The following is an 18824-nucleotide window of genomic DNA, read 5'->3' as shown; positions in this document are numbered from 1 at the left end:
CTTGCTTGGTATCGATACCATCGGTATTTCAAACCCGTCAAGAAGGAATTGAGCCATGGCGCTAGAGAAGAAATGGGTGACGATGGGCGACGTGGCCCGCGAGGCCGGCGTTGGCACCATCACCGTCAGCCGCGTGATCCGCACGCCGACCAAGGTCAGCCAAACCACCCGAGACAAGGTGCAGGCCGCAATTGCCAAACTGGGCTATGTGCCCGATGAAACGGCCGGCGCGCTGTCGTCGCAACGCAGCCGTATGGTTGGCGCGCTTGTCTCAACGCTTGAGGCGTCGATCTTTGCCTCGACCATCGAAGGGCTATCGACCGGGCTCCGGGCCGAAGGGTATCAACTGCTGCTTGGCAACACCGAGTATGAGCCTGAGACCGAGGCCAGCCTTGCCGCCACCATGTTGGGCCGCCGCCCCGATGCGTTGGTCTTGACCAGCGATCAGCACACCGAGGCCGCCCGAACCCTGATGAACCGCGCAGGCGTGCCGGTGATTGAACTGTGGGAGCTGCCCGAAAGCCCGATCCACGCCGCCATCGGATTTTCCAACGCCGCAGCGGGCGAGGCGATCACCCGTCATCTGGTGGAAACAGGCCGCAAACGCATTGCCTTTATCGGCCCTGACCGCGCGAATGACCGGCGCGGACAATTGCGTCAAAGCGGTTACCTCCGAGCGATTGCCGGGCAAGAGCCGCGCGTTGCCCTGATGCCCGCCGATTTGAAAGGCGCAGGGATTGGTGCGGCGGGGCTGGCGCAAATCCTTGAGCGTTACCCCGACACCGATGCCGTGGTTTGCGTGTCCGACGCGATTGCCTTGGGCGCCTATTGCGAGGCGATGCGGCGCGGGCTGTCTGTTCCGCGCGATCTGGCGCTGACGGGGTTTGGTGATTTCGATCTGGCCTCTGATGCGGGGCTGGCGCTGACAACCCTGCGCATTGACGGCCACGCCATCGGGGCCAAGGCCGCAGACTTGATCCTGTCGGGAACCAAGGCCGCGCCTCTGCCCCCGACAGTCATTGATATGGGGTTCGAGTTGATCCGGCGCGGGACCAGTTAACCTTCGCCTTTCTTAACCTCTTCGGCCAGATCAAGCCCGTTGATCTCGGCGATGTGGTCGGCCAGCATTGGCACATAATGCCCGCCCTTGCCCACGGCCTCGGCGCTGGCAAAGCTGTTGCGGATGGCCGCACCGATCGGGTTCACAACGCCGTTTGCCATCGCCATATTCGCCGCATAGCGCACGTCCTTCGAGGCATTGGCGATGCTGAACAGATGCGCATTCTTATCGCGGCCCACGGCATAGCGCATGAAGGTTTCGAAGAAGCCGTTGTTCAACCGGCTGCCGCCAATCACCGTGTTCACCGTTTGCGGCGACAGGCCCGATTTCGCGGCCAGCGTCACCGCCTCAGCATACATGGCGGCATAGCCCATCGAGATGAAGTTCATGATCAGCTTCATCTTGTGGCCCGCGCCCACGGGGCCGACGTGGTTGATATTGCCGCCCCAGCATTCGATCACTGGAAGCACGCGGGCAAACACATCGGCATCTGCGCCAACCATCACATCCAGCGTTCCGGCCTCGGCCTCTTTGGGGGTACGGCCCAGCGGGGCGTCAACCATATGCATCCCAACCTCGGCCATCTCGGCGGCCAGCGCCTCGGTCGAAACGGGGTCTGCGGTGGTGGCGTCAATCACCACCAGCCCGGCCTTGCCCGAGGCCAGAATACCATCAGGCCCGCGCATGATGCCCTCGACCTGAGCCGAATTCGACAGGCAGATGTGGATGATATCGCAAGCCTCGGCCATTGCCTTCGGCGAGGCGACTTCGGTCGCGCCCATGCCCACAAGCCTTTCCACCGGCGTGCGGTTCCGGTTGCCCTTTACATACAGGGCATAGCCGTTCTGAATGATGTTCTTGGCCATGCCATGGCCCATATAGCCAAGGCCGATAAAGCCGATAACGGGTTTGTCCGACATGCGTCCCTCCTCCCAAAGGTGCGATTACAGGCAGGCAGTGATGCCGCCGTCAACGAATAGAGTGTGTCCATTTACAAAAGTCGAGGCATCGGACGATAGGAACACCGCCGCGCCCACCAGTTCCTCGATCTTGCCCCAACGGCCTGCGGGGGTGCGCTTTTCCAGCCAAGCGCTGAAATCGGCATCCGCCACCAGAGCGGCGTTTAGCGGCGTGTCGAAATAGCCCGGCGCAATGGCGTTGCAGTTCAGGCCCAGCGGAGCCCAATCGGTGGCCATGCCTTGGGTCAGGTTCGCAACCGCGCCCTTGGTCGCCGTGTAGGGCGCAATGCCGGGGCGGGCGAGTTTGGTCTGCACCGAGGCGATGTTGATGATCCGCCCCTTGCCGCGCCCGATCATATGACGCGCAACAGCTTGGCCCACGTTGAAAACCGAGGTCACGTTGGTCGCCAGCAGCTTTTCGAACATATCATGCGGGTAGTCCTGCAACGGCGTGCGGAACTGCATGCCTGCGTTGTTGATCAGGATATCAATCGCGCCTACTTCGGCCTCGAACCGGTCAATCGCGGCGCGCACACCGTCGTGGTCGGTCACATCGAACGCCAGTTCGTGCACGGTATGCCCTTCGGCCCGCAGCGCTGCGGCGGATTCTGCCAGACGTTCGGGATTGCGGGCGTTCATGACAATCGTCGCCCCCGCCTCGGCCAAGCCTTTGGCCAGCGCCTGCCCGATTCCCATCGACGAGCCGGTCACAAGGGCCATCCGGCCCGTCAAATCAAACAATGACATAAGTCCTCCTAGTGCGGCCGCACTCACCGCTTGCAAAAATGGTATACCATTTCTAGGGTAACGCAAAGCCGAGTCCAAGGGACCGGCATGGAGGAATTCGTATGAAAGCGCTTTATGCTCATGGGGCCCGCGATTTGCGGCTGGAACCCATGTCGGCCGAGGCCCCGGCAGCGGGTCATGTTACCGTGGCGATCAAACGCGGCGGGATCTGTGGATCTGACCTGCATTACTTCAACCACGGCGGCTTTGGCGATGTGCGCCTGAAGGAACCGATGGTGCTGGGCCATGAGGTTGCGGGCGAGATTACCGCCATTGGCGACGGCGTGGGCGAGCTGGCTGTGGGCGATCTGGTGGCGGTGTCGCCGTCGCGCCCTTGCGGGGCGTGCGAATACTGCCTGCGCGATGCGCCGAACCACTGCCTGAACATGCGCTTTTATGGCTCGGCCATGCCCTTCCCGCATATCCAAGGCGCGTTCCGCACCGAATTGACCGCAATGGCCAGCCAATGCGTCAAAGCCGACGGCCTGACCGCGGGCGAGGCCGCGATGGCCGAACCGCTGTCGGTGTGCCTGCACGCCGTGCGCCGCGCGGGGCCGATGCTGGGCAAGCGGGTGCTGGTCACGGGCTGCGGCCCAATTGGCGTGCTGGCGATCCTTGCCGCCCGCCGCGCCGGGGCCGAGGAGATCGTTGCCGTCGATATCGCCGAGCGTGCGCTTGGCTTTGCCAAGCAGGCGGGCGCGGATGTGGTGCTGAACACCAAAGACAACCCCGACGCGCTGGCCCCCTACAAGGCGGGCAAAGGCCAAGTCGATATCCTTATGGAATGTTCCGGCGCACAGCCCGCGCTGGTTGGCGCATTGGATGCGATGCGCCCGCGTGGGATCATCATCCAGCTTGGCCTTGGCGGCGATATGGCGATCCCGATGATGAAAATCACCGCGAAAGAGCTGGAAATGCGCGGATCATTCCGCTTCCACGAGGAATTCCGCACCGCTGTGAAATTCATGCAAGCCGGGTTGATCGACGTAAAACCGCTGGTCACGCACACATTTGCACTGGATGATTTCCAAACCGCCTTTGAGACCGCGAACGACAAGTCGCAATCCATGAAGGTCCAGTTGGAGTTCTGATATGCTGACCTTTGCCGTCGCCGTATTCCTGCTGATCGTCACCCCCGGACCGGGCGTTCTGACGACGGCAGGCGTTGGCGCGGCTTATGGGTTCCGGCCTGGTCTGTCCTATGTGACGGGTCTGTTCATCGGCACGAATATCGTCGGGCTGGCCGTCATCTCGGGGCTCGCGGCAATTGTCTTCAGCGTTCCTGTTGTGCGCACGGTGCTCATGGCGCTGTCGGTGGCCTACCTGCTGTATCTGGCCAGCAAGATCGCTTTTGCCGGGTCGAAGATCGCCTTTATCGAGGCCAAGAAAGCCCCCGGCCTGACCAACGGCATTCTGCTGCAAATCATCAACCCCAAGGCCTATGCGGTGAATACCGCGCTCTATACCGGCTTTGCCTTCTGGCCCGACAATCTGGTGGCCGAGACGGTTTCAAAGCTGATCATCGCCAATGCGATCTGGATTCCGATCCATCTGGCGTGGCTATGGGCGGGCGTCACGCTGCACCGTCTAGACCTGCCGCCAAGCCGCCAGCGCATGATCAATTACGGCATGGCCGCCGCGATGCTGGGCGTCGTGGTTTTGGCAATCCTTTCCGCGTTGAGGGCCGCGTGATGGCACTCCGCACACTGAACACCCACGGCGGCACCCTCCGCCACCTCACCCTGTACCGAAACACTGACGTGAGAGGGATCTCATGACCAAACCCTATACCGGCATCTGGCCGGTGGCCCCCACCCCCTTCCATGCCGATGGCAGCATCGACACCGAGGGTATGAAACGCGTTCTGGATTGCATGATCGACCAAGGCGTCGATGGCATCTGCATTCTGGCCAACTTCTCGGAACAGTTTTTGATATCTGACGAAGAACGCGCCATTCTGACCCGTGTTTGCCTTGAACATGTGGCCGGCCGCGTGCCGGTGATCGTGACGATCAGCCATTTCGCAACGCCCATCGTGGTGGAACGCGCCCAGTTCGCCAAAGGCCTTGGCGCCGATATCGTGATGATGATGCCGCCCTACCACGGCGCGCTTCTGAAAGGCACCGCCGAGCAAACGTTTGAGCAGTTCCGCCAAGTGGGCGAGGTCGGTATTCCGATCATGCTGCAAGACGCGCCCTTGTCGGGTGTTGATCTGCCTGTGCCCTTGCTGGTCAAGATGGCCCAAGAGATCGAGATGCTGAAGCTGTTCAAGATCGAATGCCCGCAGGCCGCCGCCAAGTTGCGCAGCCTGATTGCGGAGGGCGGCGATTTCATCGAAGGCCCGTTCGACGGCGAAGAGGCGATCACCCTGCTGGCCGATCTGGACGCAGGCTGCACCGGCACCATGACCAGTGCGATGATCCCCGATCTGATCGGCCCGATTGTTCGTGATTTCCTTGCTGGCAACCGCCAAGCCGCGATCGAAGGCTATGCACGCGTACTGCCCGCCGTGAACCATGAAAACCGCCAGTGCGGCTTCCGCTCTGCCAAGGCGGCGATGGTTGAAGGCGGTATCATCAAGTCCGAGTTCTGCCGCCATCCGATTGCGCCCTTGCACCCGGACACGCGGTCGCTGCTGATCGAGCTGCTGAGGCCGCTGGATCCGCTTGTCCTGCGCTGGGGGAAATAAGCCATGCTGCCAACCGATCCAAATGCAACCTTGGTGGGGCGCGTTTCGCGCCCCGGCATTGGCCCTGCTGTTGTGACCATTCGGGACGGCGCGGTGATCGACATCACCTCGCCCGCCTGCCCGACCATGCATGACCTGCTGGAAATGGACGCCCCCGCCGCCTATGTGCGCGGCGCGGAAGGCGAGGCCATCGGCTCGGTTGGCGATCTGGCGTCTGGGGCGCTGCACCTGTTGGCGCCCGCCGATTTTCAGGCGATCAAAGCCAGCGGCGTGACCTTCGCCCAGTCAATGGTCGAACGCGTGATCGAGGAAAAAGCCGCCGGAAACGCCGATCTGGCGCAGGAAATCCGCGCCAAGGTGCAATCGGTCATCGGCGATAGCCTGTCGGGCATCGAACCCGGTTCGCCCAAGGCGATGGAGGTCAAGCGCGTGCTGCAAGCCGAAGGCATGTGGTCGCAATACCTTGAGGTGGGCATTGGCCCCGACGCCGAGGTCTTTACCAAATGCCAGCCCATGGCCGCTGTCGGCTGGGGCGCGGATGTGGGCCTGCACCCGATTTCCAACTGGAACAACCCCGAGCCCGAGATCGTTCTGGCCGTCAATTCGCGCGGTCAGATCCTTGGCGCGACGCTGGGCAATGATGTGAACCTGCGCGATGTCGAGGGCCGCTCGGCCCTGCTGCTGGGTAAGGCGAAGGACAACAACGCCTCATGCTCCATCGGCCCGATGCTGCGCCTGTTCGACGACGGCTTTACCATGGATGACGTGGAAAACGCCGAACTGACCCTGACCGTAACCGGCGAGGATGGCTTTATCCTCAATGGTGCGTCGCTGATGAACAAAATCAGCCGCAAGCCCGCCGATCTGGTCAAGCAAACCATTGGCCGCCATCACCAATACCCTGACGGGTTCTTCCTGTTCCTTGGCACCCTGTTTGCGCCCATTCAGGACCGTGACACCGAAGGTCAGGGCTTTACCCACAAAGTCGGCGATGTGGTTGAGATTTCCGAGCCCAAGCTTGGCACCCTGCGCAACACCGTGCGCCTGTCGACCGAGTGCCCGGAATGGACCTTTGGCACCACCGCCTTGATGCGCAATCTGGCCCAGAGGGGGCTTTTGCAATGACCTTTTCCGTCTTTGACGACACCCAATGCAGCCTTGGCGAAGGGCCGATCTGGCACCCGGACCGGCAGACCTTTTTCTGGTTCGATATCAACAACTGCACCCTGTATGAAAAGGGCAACGGCGTGCACCGTCATTGGACGTTTGACGGCCATGTGTCCGCCGCCGGTCTGGTAGATGAAAACACGCTGATGATCGCCCATGAAAAGGCGCTTCTGAAATTCGATATAGAAACCGGGCAACATACAGTGCTGTGTGATCTGGAGGCCGACAACCCAATCACCCGCTCCAACGATGGGCGGGCCGACCCTTGGGGCGGGTTCTGGATTGGCACAATGGGCAAACAGGCCGAACCCGGTGCGGGCGCCTATTATCGCTATTACAAGGGCGAGCTGCGCAAACTTTACGGCGACTGGTCGATCCCCAACGCCACGTGTTTCGCCCCTGACCGCAGCTATACCTATTTTGCCGATACCCCGCGCGGTAAGATCTGGCGCGTGGCGCTTGATCCAGACACCGGCTGGCCCGCCGCCGAACGCGAGGTATTCCTTGATTTGGCGTCCGATCAATACCGCCCAGATGGGGCCGTGACCGATGCGCAGGGCAATATCTGGTGCACCCATTACGGGCTGGCGAAACTGACCTGCCATGCGCCGGATGGGTCCGAGCTGTCGTCGCAGCCCCTGGCGGCCAGGCAAACCACCTGCCCGGCCTTTGGCGGCGCGGATTTCACCCAAATGTACCTCAGCAGTGCCCGTCAAAACCTGACGGAGCCGACCGATTTCGATGGACAGACCTTTATCGGCACGGTCGGCGCCGTGGGCCTGCCCGAACCCAAGGTTCTTCTATGACCCGCAGCTTTCTGGCCCTTGGCGAATGCATGATCGAAATCGCCCCCGCAACTGATGGGCTTTGCCGCATGGGCTATGCGGGGGACACGTTCAACACCGCATGGTACGCCCGCCGCCTGCTGGGCGAGGATTGGACCGTTGCCTATGGCACCTGCGTTGGCACCGATGCAGCCAGCGACGGGATGCTGGGCTTTATCGCAGGCGAAGGGGTCGATACCTCGGCCATTCGGCGCGTTTCCGACCGCACGGTGGGGCTTTATACCATCGCGCTGAAAGACGGAGAGCGCAGCTTCTCCTATTGGCGCGGCCAATCAGCGGCCAAGACCATGGCCGATAATGAGGCTTGGCTGGAGGCCACGCTGACCGGGCGCGACGTGATCCACTTTTCCGGCATCACGCTGGCCATCCTTGCGCCTGATGCACGCCAGCGGTTCTGTGCGGCGGTTGCCAAGGCGCGGGCCAACGGGGCCTTTGTTTCGTTCGACACCAACCTGCGCCCCCGGCTTTGGGAAAGCGAACAGGCCATGAAGGACGGGCTGACCCTTGGCGCGTCTGTGGCCGATTGCGTGCTGCCCTCGTTCGACGAGGAGGAGGCGCTGTTTGGCGATGCCACGCCCGAAGCCACGATTGAGCGCTATCGCAAAGGCGGCGCGACCGTCATTGCGGTCAAGAACGGAGGCGGCGACGTCACCGTCTGGAGCGCCGAGACCGGAATTGAAACGACCCAGACGCTGAAAGTCACACAAGTCGACAGCACCGCAGCAGGCGACAGTTTCGGCGCAGGCTTTCTATGCGCACTGCGCACCGGGGCCCCGCCAAAGATTGCCGCGCAACAGGCCTGCGCATTGGCCGCTCAGGTCATCCAACACAAAGGCGCCATCGTCCGCGCCATCTTCGAGGGAGAGAAGGCATGAAAGTTCTGATTATCGGCGGCGGCGGCCTTGTCGGCCAGAAACTGGGCAAAGCGCTGGCCGCGCGCGGCCACCTGCGCGACACCGAGATCACCAGCCTTGTACTGGCCGATGTGGTCGATCCCGCGCCCATCGACGCGCCCTTCGCGGTCGAGCGTAAGACCTGTGATATCGCAGATCGCGCCAGCGTGGATAGCCTGATCGAAGCCGATACAGATGTCATCTACCTTCTGGCCGCCATCGTCTCGGGCCAGGCCGAGGAAGAGTTCGATCTGGGCTATGCCATCAACATGATGGGCACGCTGAACGTGCTGGAACGCGCCCGTGCGCTGGAAACCAAGCCCGTCGTAGTGTTCACCTCTTCCATCGCCGTGTACGGCGGCGAGGTGCCGGACCCGATTATCGACCACACCTTCCTGAACCCGCAAACATCTTATGGCGCACAGAAGGCCATTGGCGAGCTGCTGCTGAACGACTATTCGCGCAAAGGCTATGTGGACGGGCGCGGCTTCCGCCTGCCGACGATCTCGGTTCGCCCCGGCAAACCGAACCGCGCGGCCTCAAGCTTTATGTCGTCGATCCTGCGTGAGCCTCTGAACGGTCAAGAGGCGATCTGCCCGGTCGGCGAGGACTTCCCGCATTACTACCTAAGCCCCCGCAAATGCGTGGAGAACCTGATCAAAGGCGCGGAAATCCCGACCGAGGATCTGGGCATGAACCGCTGCATGATGATGCCGGGCCGTACCTGGACCATCCGCCAACTGGTCGATGCCATGACCGCCGTTGCAGGCCCCGAGGCCGCGAAGCTGATCAAGTGGGAAAGCCAACCCGAGATCGAGCGCATCGTGAACGGCTGGCGCTTTGACATGCGCCCGGAAAAGTCCATCGCACTGGGCCTGGAAGCCGATGAGAGCTTTGAGGACAATATCCGTTACTACCTCGAGGACGACAAACCCAAGCCCTGATCCAATTGCGCGCCTTTCGGCGCACCAGGTAAGCCCGCGCTTGGCAGCGCGGGCGGTATGGGGGCGCTGCCCCCGGCGCTGCGCGCCTCCCCCGGGATATTTGGGGTCAGAAAAGGCACAGTGTTCCCAGTATTTTCTGACCAAAAATATCCCCGCCGGAGGCTCCGACCTTTGGCGGGGATACTGATTTTTGGGATCTGGGCGCGATCAGTTGACCGGGGTCAAAAGCGCCGTGCCGTTCAGGAAATTGGCGATGTTGTCGCGCTGAAGCTGGCCCATGGCGGCGCGGGTTTCCACGGTTCCAGAGCCTTGGTGCGGTTGCAACGCGACGTTCTCCAAAGCGGCAAAGCGCGGGTCGATGTTCGGCTCATTCAGGAAGACATCAAGGCCTGCGCCGCCCAATGTGCCGTTTTGCAGCGCTTGGATCATTGCCTCTTCGTCGATGGTGGTCCCGCGTGAGATATTGACGATCACACCGCGCGGGCCGAGCGCCTCAAGCACCTGACGAGACACGAATTTTTCGGTCTCCTTGCCACCGACCAGCGCCACGACGAGGAAATCCACCGCCTCGGCCAAGGCCACCGGATCAGCGTGGAACGTCCAGCCGGGCGTGTCTTTTTCGGACCGGGCGTAATAGTGGATATCCATTTTGAACGCGGCCAGTCGATCGGCGATTTCGCGGCCAATGCGGCCCAGCCCGAGGATGCCGACTTTGCCGCCCGAGACTTTGCGGTTCAATGGCAGATCGCCTTTGGACCAGTTGCCGCTGCGCACCAGTTCTTCGCCTTGGCGCAGGGCGCGGCATTGCGACAGAAGCAGTGCGACGGCGGTGTCGGCCACGTCATCATTCAGCACGTCGGGCGTGTTGGTAACCTTGATGCCGCGCGGGGTCGCCGCCGAGACGTCAATCGCATCGTAGCCAACCCCGAAATTCGCGATCAGTTTGAGGTTTGGGAACAGATCCATCCGGTCACCGCCGAACGCGTGGTGCCCTTTGTAGGCGACAGCGACCACATTGGCGCGGTCATCGGTACTGAGGGCTGCAACGGCATCCCAGTTGGGCAGGATCTGGGCCTGCAAGTCCTCGGTCAAGGCAGTGGCATCGATGGGGGTATAGCTGCCGATGGCGAGCACTTTGGGCGAAGTCATTTCGGGCTCCTGTTTGGGGCGGTTCGAGTTCGACGCATATTGCACAAAAAGATTTGGTATACCAAATCTAAAAATTCTGCTCTGGTCAGAAAAATACTCTTCATGCATGTTGCCGGCGCTGAGTGATGCCACGCCAAGGGGTAAAGATGAGCGCGATAGATCTGATTGTTTTTGATTGTGACGGGGTTCTGATCGACAGCGAGGTGCTGTCTGCGGACGTTATGATCGACGAATTGGACAAGATCGGCGTGACGATCGACCGGCCCTACGTGCGCAAGCATTTTCTTGGGCGGAGCTTTCCGACCGTTGCCAAGACTTTGCGGTCTGGCGTGGCGCCGCATCTGCCCGCCGATTTCGAAACCCGGTATCGCGCGGCCCTGTTGAAGCGGTTTGAGACCGAGCTGCGCCCGACCCCCGGCCTGCCGGACGTGTTGGAACACTTGAATCTGCCGATCTGCGTGGCTACGTCCTCTAGCCCGACACGGGCCAGTCGCAGTTTGGAAATTTCAGGCCTTGCCAAGCACTTCGATGGGAATGTCTTTACTGCGTCGCAGGTGGAAAATGGCAAACCGGCCCCCGATCTGGTGTTGTTTGCCTGCCGTCAAATGGGGGTCAGCCCGCGGCGAGCCTTGGTGATCGAAGACAGCGCGCCGGGATTGGTCGCCGCTCGGTCCGCCGATGCGGTGGCGCTTGCCTATTGCGGTGGGTCGCACATGATGGGCAGCCAGCCTGACGTGCCGTTCTTCGTGCCAAGTTTTGACAATTGGGCCGATTTCCCGCACCTGTTCGAAAAGCTCCAAGGGGGGTCGGCCCTATGACCAAAGACCGTTTCATTGCCTCCAACAGCCGTTTGGACGATGCCGCCCGTGCCGGGTGGCTGTACTATGTGGCGGGCAATACACAGGACGAAATCGCACGGAAATTGGGGGTCAGCCGCCAATCCGCGCAGCGTTTGGTCGCCATGGCTGTGAGCGAGCGGTTGGTGAAGGTGCGGATCGATCACCCGATTGGCAATTGCATGGATCTGGCCGAACAGTTGAAGGATCGCTACGGGCTTCAGATCTGCGAGGTGGTGCCGACGGACCCGGATGCCCCTGACCTTTTGACGGGCGTGGCGATTGCGGCGGCGGCTGAGTTGGAAAAAATCCTCAAGCAACCGGATGAAAAGATCATCGCGCTTGGGACGGGCCGTGCGCTCAAGGCTTGCGTTCAGCAACTGACGCGGATGGATTGCCCGCAGCATCGGCTGGTGTCGCGCCTTGGGAACATGATGTCGGACGGGCTTGCCACGCCCTACAATGCGACGGTGCGCATGGCCGACCGGGTTGGCGCGCGCCACTACCCCTATCCTTTGCCGGTTCTGGCACCGACACAGGCGGAACGCAGCGTATTGCTGAAACAAGAAGCTGTGCGAAACACGATGGACCTCTGCGCCCGCGCGGATTTCACCTTGGTTGGCATCGGCCAGATGGACCGATCCGCCCCGCTGCATGTGGACGGGTTTGTCGCCGACGAGGAGATGGAAGAGCTAGAGCGGCTGGGCGCGGCGGGGGAGATCACCAGCTGGGTCTACGATTCGCAGGGCGAGATTCTGGACTGCGATTTCAACAGTCGCGTCGCCAGTGCGCCACTGTCCAAAGCCGGCGAGAATCCGGTGGTTGCTGTCGCGCTCGGCAAAAAGAAACGCCTCGCGATCCGGGCTGCCCTGAAGGGTAGGTTGGTCAATGGCTTGATCACAAGCGAGGCCACTGCCGAGGCGCTTCTGTCATAAAGGGCAGAAAATTATCTTTTGTTTCAATGAGCTGTCGCAAATTTTGCGGCAGTTTTTTAATGCCTGTTGACAGACTCAGCTTTTAATGTTGAATATTTGCCCACACTGTTAGCAATTGCCCACTGGGGGCGTTGCGGATAGGGAGGATAGCATGACCAACACAGTACGCGCCCTTTTGGGCGCAACGGCTCTGTGCACCTTTGCGGGTGTTGCATCGGCCGAAACCATCACCATCGCGACCGTAAACAACGGCGACATGATCCGTATGCAGGGCTATACGGACCAGTTCACCGCGCAAACCGGCGTGGAAGTTGAGTGGGTGACCCTGGAAGAAAACGTTCTTCGCCAGCGTGTGACCACCGACATTTCGACCAAGGGTGGTGCCTTCGACATCATGACCATCGGCATGTACGAAACCCCGATCTGGGGTGCGAACGGCTGGCTGGTTCCGCTGAACGATCTGTCGGCCGAATATGACGCCGCCGACATCCTGCCCGCAATGGCAGGCGGCCTGAGCTATGACGGCACGCTTTATGCGGCACCGTTCTACGGCGAAAGCTCGATGATCATGTACCGCACCGACCTGATGGAAAAAGCAGGTCTGGACATGCCGGACGCGCCGACCTGGACCTTCATTCGTGAAGCCGCGGCTGCCATGACCGACCGCGACAACGACATCAACGGTGTCTGCCTGCGCGGCAAGGCCGGTTGGGGCGAAGGTGGTGCATTCATCACCGCGATGTCCAACTCGTTCGGTGCGCAGTGGTTCGACATGAGCTGGGGCGCAACCTTTGACCAGAAGCCTTGGCTTGATACGCTGACCTTCTTCAAGGGCATGATGGATGAATCCGGCCCCGCCGGTTACGCCACCAACGGCTTCAACGAAAACCTGTCGCTGTTCCAGCAGGGCAAGTGCGGCATGTGGATCGACGCCACTGTGGCGGCGTCCTTCGTGACCAACCCCAAGGACTCGACCGTTGCTGACCACGTTGGCTTCGCTCTGGCACCTGACAATGGTCTGGGCAAGCGTTCGAACTGGCTGTGGGCATGGGCTCTGGCCATCCCGGCAGGCACCCAGAAAGAAGCGGCTGCAAAGCAGTTCATCGAATGGGCAACCTCGAAGTCGTACATTGAAACCGTTGCGGCCAACGAAGGCTGGGCAAACGTTCCTCCGGGTGCACGTACCTCGCTGTACGAAAACCCGAACTACATGGAAGTTCCGTTCGCTCAGAAAACGCTGGACTCGATCCTGTCGGCTGATCCGCTGAACGCCACCGTGAACGAAGCCCCCTATGTGGGTGTTCAGTTCGCGGCCATCCCGGAATTCGCGGGCATCGCAACCGATGTCAGCCAGGAGTTCTCGGCGGCATATGCAGGTCAACAGACCATCGAAGAAGCGCTGGCCAAGGCACAAGCCCTGACCAACGACGCAATGGAAGCAGCTGGCTACCGCTAAGCCTTCCTCCGGTACGGGGGGTAGCCATCGCGCTGCCCCCCGTTTCCGACAACTTTCCAGCACAACTCGCATTACGACGTAAGGTGGTGTCACCGCTGCCAACAGAGGACGTGTATTTATGGCAACCCAACACTCTCGTTCAGCGGCCCGCATCATGATCGCACCGGCGGTTATCTTGCTTCTGGGATGGATGCTCGTTCCGCTGGTGATGACGCTTTATTTCTCATTCAAGAAATACCTGCCCCTGCGTGGCGGTGATCTGGGATGGGTCGGTTTTGAAAACTATTCGCGCTTTGTCACCTCCAGTTCCTTCTGGCCCAGCATTGCAACGACCCTGACCCTGGTGGTCAGCGTTCTGGTCATCACGGTGGTTCTTGGCGTGCTGCTGGCGCTGCTTCTGGACCGCCCGATGTGGGGCCAAGGCATTGTCCGCATTCTGGTTATCGCGCCGTTCTTCGTCATGCCGACCGTTTCGGCGCTGATCTGGAAGAACATGTTCATGGACCCGATCAACGGCCTGCTGGCCCACCTGTGGCGCGCCTTCGGGGCCGAGCCGATCCAGTGGATGTCGCAAGCGTCAATGCCGTCGATCATTATTATCGTCAGCTGGCAGTGGCTGCCCTTTGCCACGCTGATCCTGCTGACCGCCATTCAATCGCTGGACGGCGAACAGCTTGAAGCCTCGGAAATGGATGGGGCACCGCCGGTAAAACGGTTCTGGTACATCATCCTGCCGCACCTCAGCCGCGCCATCACTGTTGTGGTTCTGATCCAGACCATCTTCCTGCTGGCCGTTTTCGCAGAAATCTTCGTCACCACGGGCGGTGCATTCGGCACCAAGACCCTGAGCTACCTGATCTTCCAGCGCGTGTTGGAAAGCCAGAACGTTGGCCTTGGCTCGGCCGGTGGTGTCTACGCAATCATCCTTGCCAATATCGTTGCCATGTTCCTCATGCGCATCGTCGGCAAGAACCTGGATTAATAGGGGGACGATCCATGGCACGTAGTGTTACGACCCGCGGCAAGGCCATCAATACCGCCATCGCTTGGGCAGTTGGTCTGCTGATCTTCTTTCCGATCCTTTGGACCATCCTGACCAGCTTCAAGACCGAAGGTCAGGCGATCGCAGCCCCGCCGGTGTTCCTGTTCTTTGACTGGACGCTGGAAAACTACGCGATCGTTCAGGAACGCTCGGACTATCTGCGGTATCTGACCAACTCGATCATCATTGCATGTGGGTCCACCGTACTGGGTATCATCGTGGCCATTCCGGCGGCTTGGTCGATGGCCTTTGTCCCCGGACGGCGCACCAAGGACATCCTGATGTGGATGCTGTCCACCAAGATGCTGCCGGCGGTTGGGGTGCTTTACCCGATCTACCTGCTGTTCATCAAACTGGGCCTTCTGGACAGCCGCGCCGGTCTGGTGATCGTACTGATGCTGATCAACCTGCCGATCATCGTCTGGATGCTGTACACCTATTTCCGCGAAATTCCGGGCGAAATTCTGGAAGCGGCGCGGATGGATGGGGCCAGCCTGAAGAACGAGATCATCTATGTTCTGACGCCGATGGCTGTGCCGGGCATCGCATCGACCATCTTGCTCAATATCATCCTGGCCTGGAACGAAGCGTTCTGGACCCTCAACCTGACCGCGGCCAAAGCCGCCCCGCTGACCGCCTTCATTGCCAGCTATTCCAGCCCTGAAGGCCTGTTCTATGCCAAGCTCTCTGCCGCCTCGACCATGGCCATTGCCCCGATCCTGATCATGGGGTGGTTCAGCCAGAAACAACTGGTGCGTGGCCTGACCTTTGGCGCAGTGAAATAAGGATTTCGACCTATGGGACGCATTACACTTGAAAACGTCACGAAAACCTTTGGCGATGTGACGGTCATCCCGCCGCTGAACCTGACCATCGAGGACGGAGAGTTTGTGGTATTCGTCGGCCCCTCGGGCTGCGGTAAATCCACCCTACTGCGCCTGATTGCCGGTCTGGAAGATGTCAGCGGTGGCCAGATTCGCATCGACGGCGAAGACGCAACCAATCTGGCCCCGGCCAAGCGCAAGCTGGCCATGGTGTTCCAGTCCTACGCGCTTTACCCGCATATGACCGTTCGCAAAAATATCGCCTTCCCGATGAAAATGGCTGGCATCGACCAAGCCGAACAGGACCGCCGGATCGAAGCCGCCGCCAAGGCGCTGAACTTGACGGACTACCTTGAGCGTCGCCCCGGCCAGCTGTCTGGTGGTCAGCGTCAGCGCGTGGCGATTGGCCGTGCCATTGTGCGCGAACCATCGGCCTTCTTGTTTGACGAACCGCTGTCGAACCTTGATGCCGCGCTGCGTGTGGGCATGCGGATGGAAATCTCTGAGCTTCACAAGAAACTCGCCACGACGATGGTTTATGTGACCCACGATCAGGTCGAAGCCATGACCATGGCCGACAAGATCGTCGTGCTTCAGGCTGGTGTGATCGAACAGGTCGGAAGCCCGCTGGACCTATACCGCGCGCCGCGCAACCGCTTTGTCGCAGGCTTCATCGGTTCGCCCAAGATGAACTTTATCGAAGGGGCCGAAGCGGCCAAACACGACGCACAGTGCATCGGCATCCGGCCCGAACATCTGACCGCATCGGCCAGCGATGGCCAGTGGAAAGGCGTGGTTGGCGTGTCCGAACATCTTGGATCTGACACCTTCCTGCATGTGCATGACACCGGATTGGCCGAGACCATGACAGTGCGTGTAGGCGGCGAATTTGCTCTGCACCATGGCGATACGGTCTATCTGACGCCCGAAGCCGACAAGATCCACAAGTTCGACGCACAAGGACTTCGTATCGAATGAAACGACTTGAGGGAAAAACCGCGCTGATCACCGGATCGGCGCGCGGCATCGGACTGGCTTTCGCGCATGCCTATGTGCGTGAAGGGGCACGCGTTGCCATTGCCGATATCAACATCGCCCGCGCGCGCGAAGCCGCCGCAGAACTGGGCGATGCGGCGATTGCGGTTGAAATGAACGTGACCGATCAAACCAGCATCGACGCCGCCGTTGCGGAAACGGCGGACAAACTGGGCCAGATCGACATTCTGATCAACAATGCCGCTCTGTTCACAGCCTCCCCCATCGTTGAGATCACGCGCGACGATTACAATCGCGTCTTTGACATCAATGTGGGCGGCACCCTGTTCACCATGCAGGCCGTGGCCAAGCACATGATCGAACGCGGCATCAAAGGCCGCATCATCAACATGGCCAGCCAAGCGGGCCGCCGGGGGGAATCCCTTGTCGCGGTCTATTGCGCCACCAAGGCCGCCGTCATTTCGCTGACGCAATCGGCAGGTCTGAACCTTATTCAACATGGCATCAATGTGAACGCCATCGCTCCGGGCGTGGTAGATGGCGAGCATTGGGACGGCGTCGACGCCTTCTTTGCCAAGTACGAAAACAAAGCGCCCGGCCAAAAGAAAAAAGAAGTCGGTGCAAGCGTTCCCTATGGCCGCATGGGTCGCGCCGAAGACCTGACTGGCATGGCGGTGTTTCTGGCCTCGGATGAGGCCGAATACATCGTTGCGCAGACTTATAACGTAGATGGCGGCCAGTGGATGAGCTGATGACGATTGCCCTGAATACCCAAAGTCTGGCCCAGTTGCCCCAGACGGTTGCGCACCCCAGCTATGATCGCGGTGCCCTGAAGGCTGGAATTGTGCATGTTGGCGTCGGGAACTTTCACCGTGCCCACATGGCTCATTATCTGGATCGACTGTTTGCCATGGGCGAAAGCCATGACTGGGCCATTCGCGGCGCCGGTGTTCGCGCAGGCGACGCGCGGATGCGCGATGCGCTGGCCGGGCAAGATTGGCTGACCACGGTGGTCGAGCTTGACCCAAATGGGCTAAGCGCCCGTGTCATCGGGTCGATGATTGATTTTACCGAGGTCGATCCAGCCAAGACAATCGCCGCCATGGCCAATCCCGAGGTGAAGATCGTATCGCTGACGATCACCGAAGGCGGTTATTTCGTCGATGCCAAGACCGACGGCTTTGATGCCGCCCACCCCGAGATCGCAGGCGATGCCGCAACGCCGGACGCGCCGCGCACTGTGTTTGGGATGATCCTTGCCGCCCTGCGCCAGCGCCGCGCAGCGGGGCTAGATCCGTTCACCGTGATGTCGTGCGACAACCTGCCGGAAAATGGCCATGTGGCCAAACGCACGGTTTGCGGGCTGGCCGCGCTGATTGATCCGGCCGAGGCAGACTGGGTCGCCGCCAATGTGGCCTTCCCCAGTTCGATGGTCGATTGCATCACCCCCGCCACATCGGACCGCGAACGCAATCTGGTGGCCGAAAAGTTCGGCATCACCGATGCCGCGCCGGTGGTGTGCGAACCCTTCCGCCAGTGGGTGCTAGAGGACAAGTTCCCGCAAGGCCGCCCTGCCCTTGAAAAGGTCGGCGCGGAATTCGTGGCCAATGTCGCCGAATACGAGCTGATGAAGCTGCGCATTCTGAACGGCGGGCACGCGGCGATTGCCTACCCTTCCGCGCTGATCGGGCATCACTTTGTGCATGACGCCATGGCCGATCCGCTGATCCGCGACTGGCTGATCGCGCTGGAAGAACGCGAAATCGTGCCGACCCTGTCGCCGATTGATGGTGTCAGCTATGCCGATTATCAGGCCTTGATCGTGGACCGTTTTTCGAACCCCGAAGTGGGCGACACGATCCCGCGCCTGTGTCTGGACGGGTCGAACCGCCAGCCCAAGTTCATCCTGCCGACGCTGTCGGATGCCTTGGCCTCGGGCAAGGCCTATGACGGTTTGGCGCTGGAAACCGCGCTGTGGTGCCGCTATTGCGCCGGGGTCGATGAGACTGGCAACGCGATTGCGCCGAACGATGACAACCACGCCGAGTTGAAGCAGCGCGCGCTGGAGGCCAAGGACCGCCCGCAGGCCTTCCTGGAGAACACCACCGTGTTCGGCACGCTTGGCCAGAACGCCGACTATAGCGCGGCGTTTGCGCGCCATCTGTCGGACCTGTGGAACAAGGGTGTGAAGGCGACCCTGACCGCCTATATCGCGGGCTAACCCGTAGCGAACCCAAACAAAA

The 18824-nt window shown here is 60.8% G+C and carries 19 protein-coding genes; 16 read left to right on the top strand and 3 right to left on the bottom strand.

Features of this window, described 5'->3' with window-relative positions; genetic code table 11:
• Positions 1-55 precede the first annotated feature (55 nt).
• Positions 56-1060 (top strand): LacI family DNA-binding transcriptional regulator, encoded by a 1005-nt coding sequence (locus PRI8871_RS03000; RefSeq protein WP_108884692.1) that lies wholly within the window; start codon positions 56-58, stop codon positions 1058-1060.
• Here PRI8871_RS03000 and PRI8871_RS02995 read toward each other — a convergent pair.
• Together PRI8871_RS02995 and PRI8871_RS02990 are read right to left on the bottom strand one after the other, a co-directional pair.
• Entirely contained in the window at positions 1057-1980 is a 924-nt protein-coding gene (locus PRI8871_RS02995; RefSeq protein WP_108884691.1) for an NAD(P)-dependent oxidoreductase, read from the bottom strand. The two genes, PRI8871_RS03000 and PRI8871_RS02995, sit on opposite strands and share 4 nt — an antisense overlap.
• Before the next feature lie 24 nt (positions 1981-2004).
• The gene (locus PRI8871_RS02990) at positions 2005-2766 is read right to left on the bottom strand and encodes an SDR family oxidoreductase (RefSeq protein ID WP_108884690.1); all 762 of its coding nucleotides are present in this window, start codon (positions 2764-2766) and stop codon (positions 2005-2007) included.
• 101 nt (positions 2767-2867) lie between these two features.
• Here PRI8871_RS02990 and PRI8871_RS02985 point away from each other — a divergent pair, with 101 nt between their 5' ends.
• The 7 genes from PRI8871_RS02985 (at position 2868) to denD (ending at position 9343) form a co-directional block, all read left to right on the top strand.
• Positions 2868-3896 (top strand): L-idonate 5-dehydrogenase, encoded by a 1029-nt coding sequence (locus tag PRI8871_RS02985; protein WP_108884689.1) that lies wholly within the window; start codon positions 2868-2870, stop codon positions 3894-3896.
• Position 3897: 1 nt separating this feature from the next.
• Positions 3898-4497 (top strand): LysE family translocator, encoded by a 600-nt coding sequence (locus PRI8871_RS02980; RefSeq protein WP_108884688.1) that lies wholly within the window; start codon positions 3898-3900, stop codon positions 4495-4497.
• Positions 4498-4579: 82 nt separating this feature from the next.
• Positions 4580-5494, top strand: coding sequence for a dihydrodipicolinate synthase family protein (locus tag PRI8871_RS02975; RefSeq protein WP_108884687.1), 915 nt, complete (start codon positions 4580-4582; stop codon positions 5492-5494).
• A 3-nt stretch (positions 5495-5497) separates the two neighbouring features.
• On the top strand, positions 5498-6619 hold the full coding sequence (locus PRI8871_RS02970; RefSeq protein ID WP_108884686.1) for a fumarylacetoacetate hydrolase family protein: 1122 nt from the start codon (positions 5498-5500) through the stop codon (positions 6617-6619).
• On the top strand, positions 6616-7467 hold the full coding sequence (locus PRI8871_RS02965) for an SMP-30/gluconolactonase/LRE family protein (protein WP_108884685.1): 852 nt from the start codon (positions 6616-6618) through the stop codon (positions 7465-7467). Before PRI8871_RS02970 ends, PRI8871_RS02965 begins: the two co-directional genes overlap by 4 nt.
• Positions 7464-8381 carry a sugar kinase gene (locus tag PRI8871_RS02960; RefSeq protein ID WP_108884684.1) on the top strand — a complete coding sequence of 306 codons (918 nt, stop codon included), beginning with the start codon at positions 7464-7466 and terminating at the stop codon, positions 8379-8381. The genes PRI8871_RS02965 and PRI8871_RS02960 overlap by 4 nt, the downstream gene beginning before the upstream one ends.
• Complete coding sequence (denD, locus tag PRI8871_RS02955) at positions 8378-9343, top strand: D-erythronate dehydrogenase (protein WP_108884683.1); 966 nt, start codon at positions 8378-8380, stop codon at positions 9341-9343. Before PRI8871_RS02960 ends, denD begins: the two co-directional genes overlap by 4 nt.
• Positions 9344-9550: 207 nt before the next feature.
• Here the strand turns inward: denD and PRI8871_RS02950 are convergent, their stop codons facing one another.
• Positions 9551-10492: a 2-hydroxyacid dehydrogenase gene (locus PRI8871_RS02950; protein WP_108884682.1), complete on the bottom strand. Its 942-nt coding sequence runs from the start codon at positions 10490-10492 to the stop codon at positions 9551-9553.
• Positions 10493-10638: 146 nt separating this feature from the next.
• Here PRI8871_RS02950 and PRI8871_RS02945 point away from each other — a divergent pair, with 146 nt between their 5' ends.
• The 8 genes from PRI8871_RS02945 to PRI8871_RS02910 all read left to right on the top strand — a co-directional run bounded on the left by PRI8871_RS02945 (position 10639) and on the right by PRI8871_RS02910 (position 18802).
• Complete coding sequence (locus PRI8871_RS02945) at positions 10639-11310, top strand: HAD family hydrolase (RefSeq protein ID WP_245897751.1); 672 nt, start codon at positions 10639-10641, stop codon at positions 11308-11310.
• Complete coding sequence (locus PRI8871_RS02940; protein ID WP_108884680.1) at positions 11307-12263, top strand: sugar-binding transcriptional regulator; 957 nt, start codon at positions 11307-11309, stop codon at positions 12261-12263. The genes PRI8871_RS02945 and PRI8871_RS02940 overlap by 4 nt, the downstream gene beginning before the upstream one ends.
• A 151-nt stretch (positions 12264-12414) precedes the next feature.
• A complete protein-coding gene (locus PRI8871_RS02935; RefSeq protein ID WP_108884679.1) occupies positions 12415-13719 on the top strand; it encodes an ABC transporter substrate-binding protein in 1305 nt (434 codons plus the stop codon).
• 118 nt (positions 13720-13837) lie between these two features.
• A complete protein-coding gene (locus PRI8871_RS02930; protein WP_108884678.1) occupies positions 13838-14701 on the top strand; it encodes a carbohydrate ABC transporter permease in 864 nt (287 codons plus the stop codon).
• Between the two features lie 14 nt (positions 14702-14715).
• Entirely contained in the window at positions 14716-15546 is an 831-nt protein-coding gene (locus tag PRI8871_RS02925) for a carbohydrate ABC transporter permease (RefSeq protein WP_108884677.1), read from the top strand.
• Between the two features lie 12 nt (positions 15547-15558).
• Positions 15559-16563, top strand: a complete 1005-nt coding sequence (locus PRI8871_RS02920) for an ABC transporter ATP-binding protein (RefSeq protein WP_108884676.1) — start codon at positions 15559-15561, stop codon at positions 16561-16563.
• Positions 16560-17333, top strand: coding sequence for an L-iditol 2-dehydrogenase (locus PRI8871_RS02915; RefSeq protein WP_108884675.1), 774 nt, complete (start codon positions 16560-16562; stop codon positions 17331-17333). Before PRI8871_RS02920 ends, PRI8871_RS02915 begins: the two co-directional genes overlap by 4 nt.
• Entirely contained in the window at positions 17333-18802 is a 1470-nt protein-coding gene (locus PRI8871_RS02910) for a mannitol dehydrogenase family protein (protein ID WP_108884674.1), read from the top strand. The genes PRI8871_RS02915 and PRI8871_RS02910 overlap by 1 nt, the downstream gene beginning before the upstream one ends.
• The last annotated feature ends 22 nt before the right edge of the window (positions 18803-18824 follow it).

The organism is Pseudoprimorskyibacter insulae, assembly GCF_900302505.1.
GTDB classification, from domain to species: Bacteria; Pseudomonadota; Alphaproteobacteria; order Rhodobacterales; family Rhodobacteraceae; genus Pseudoprimorskyibacter; species Pseudoprimorskyibacter insulae.
This window is presented reverse-complemented; position numbering and strand designations above follow the sequence as displayed.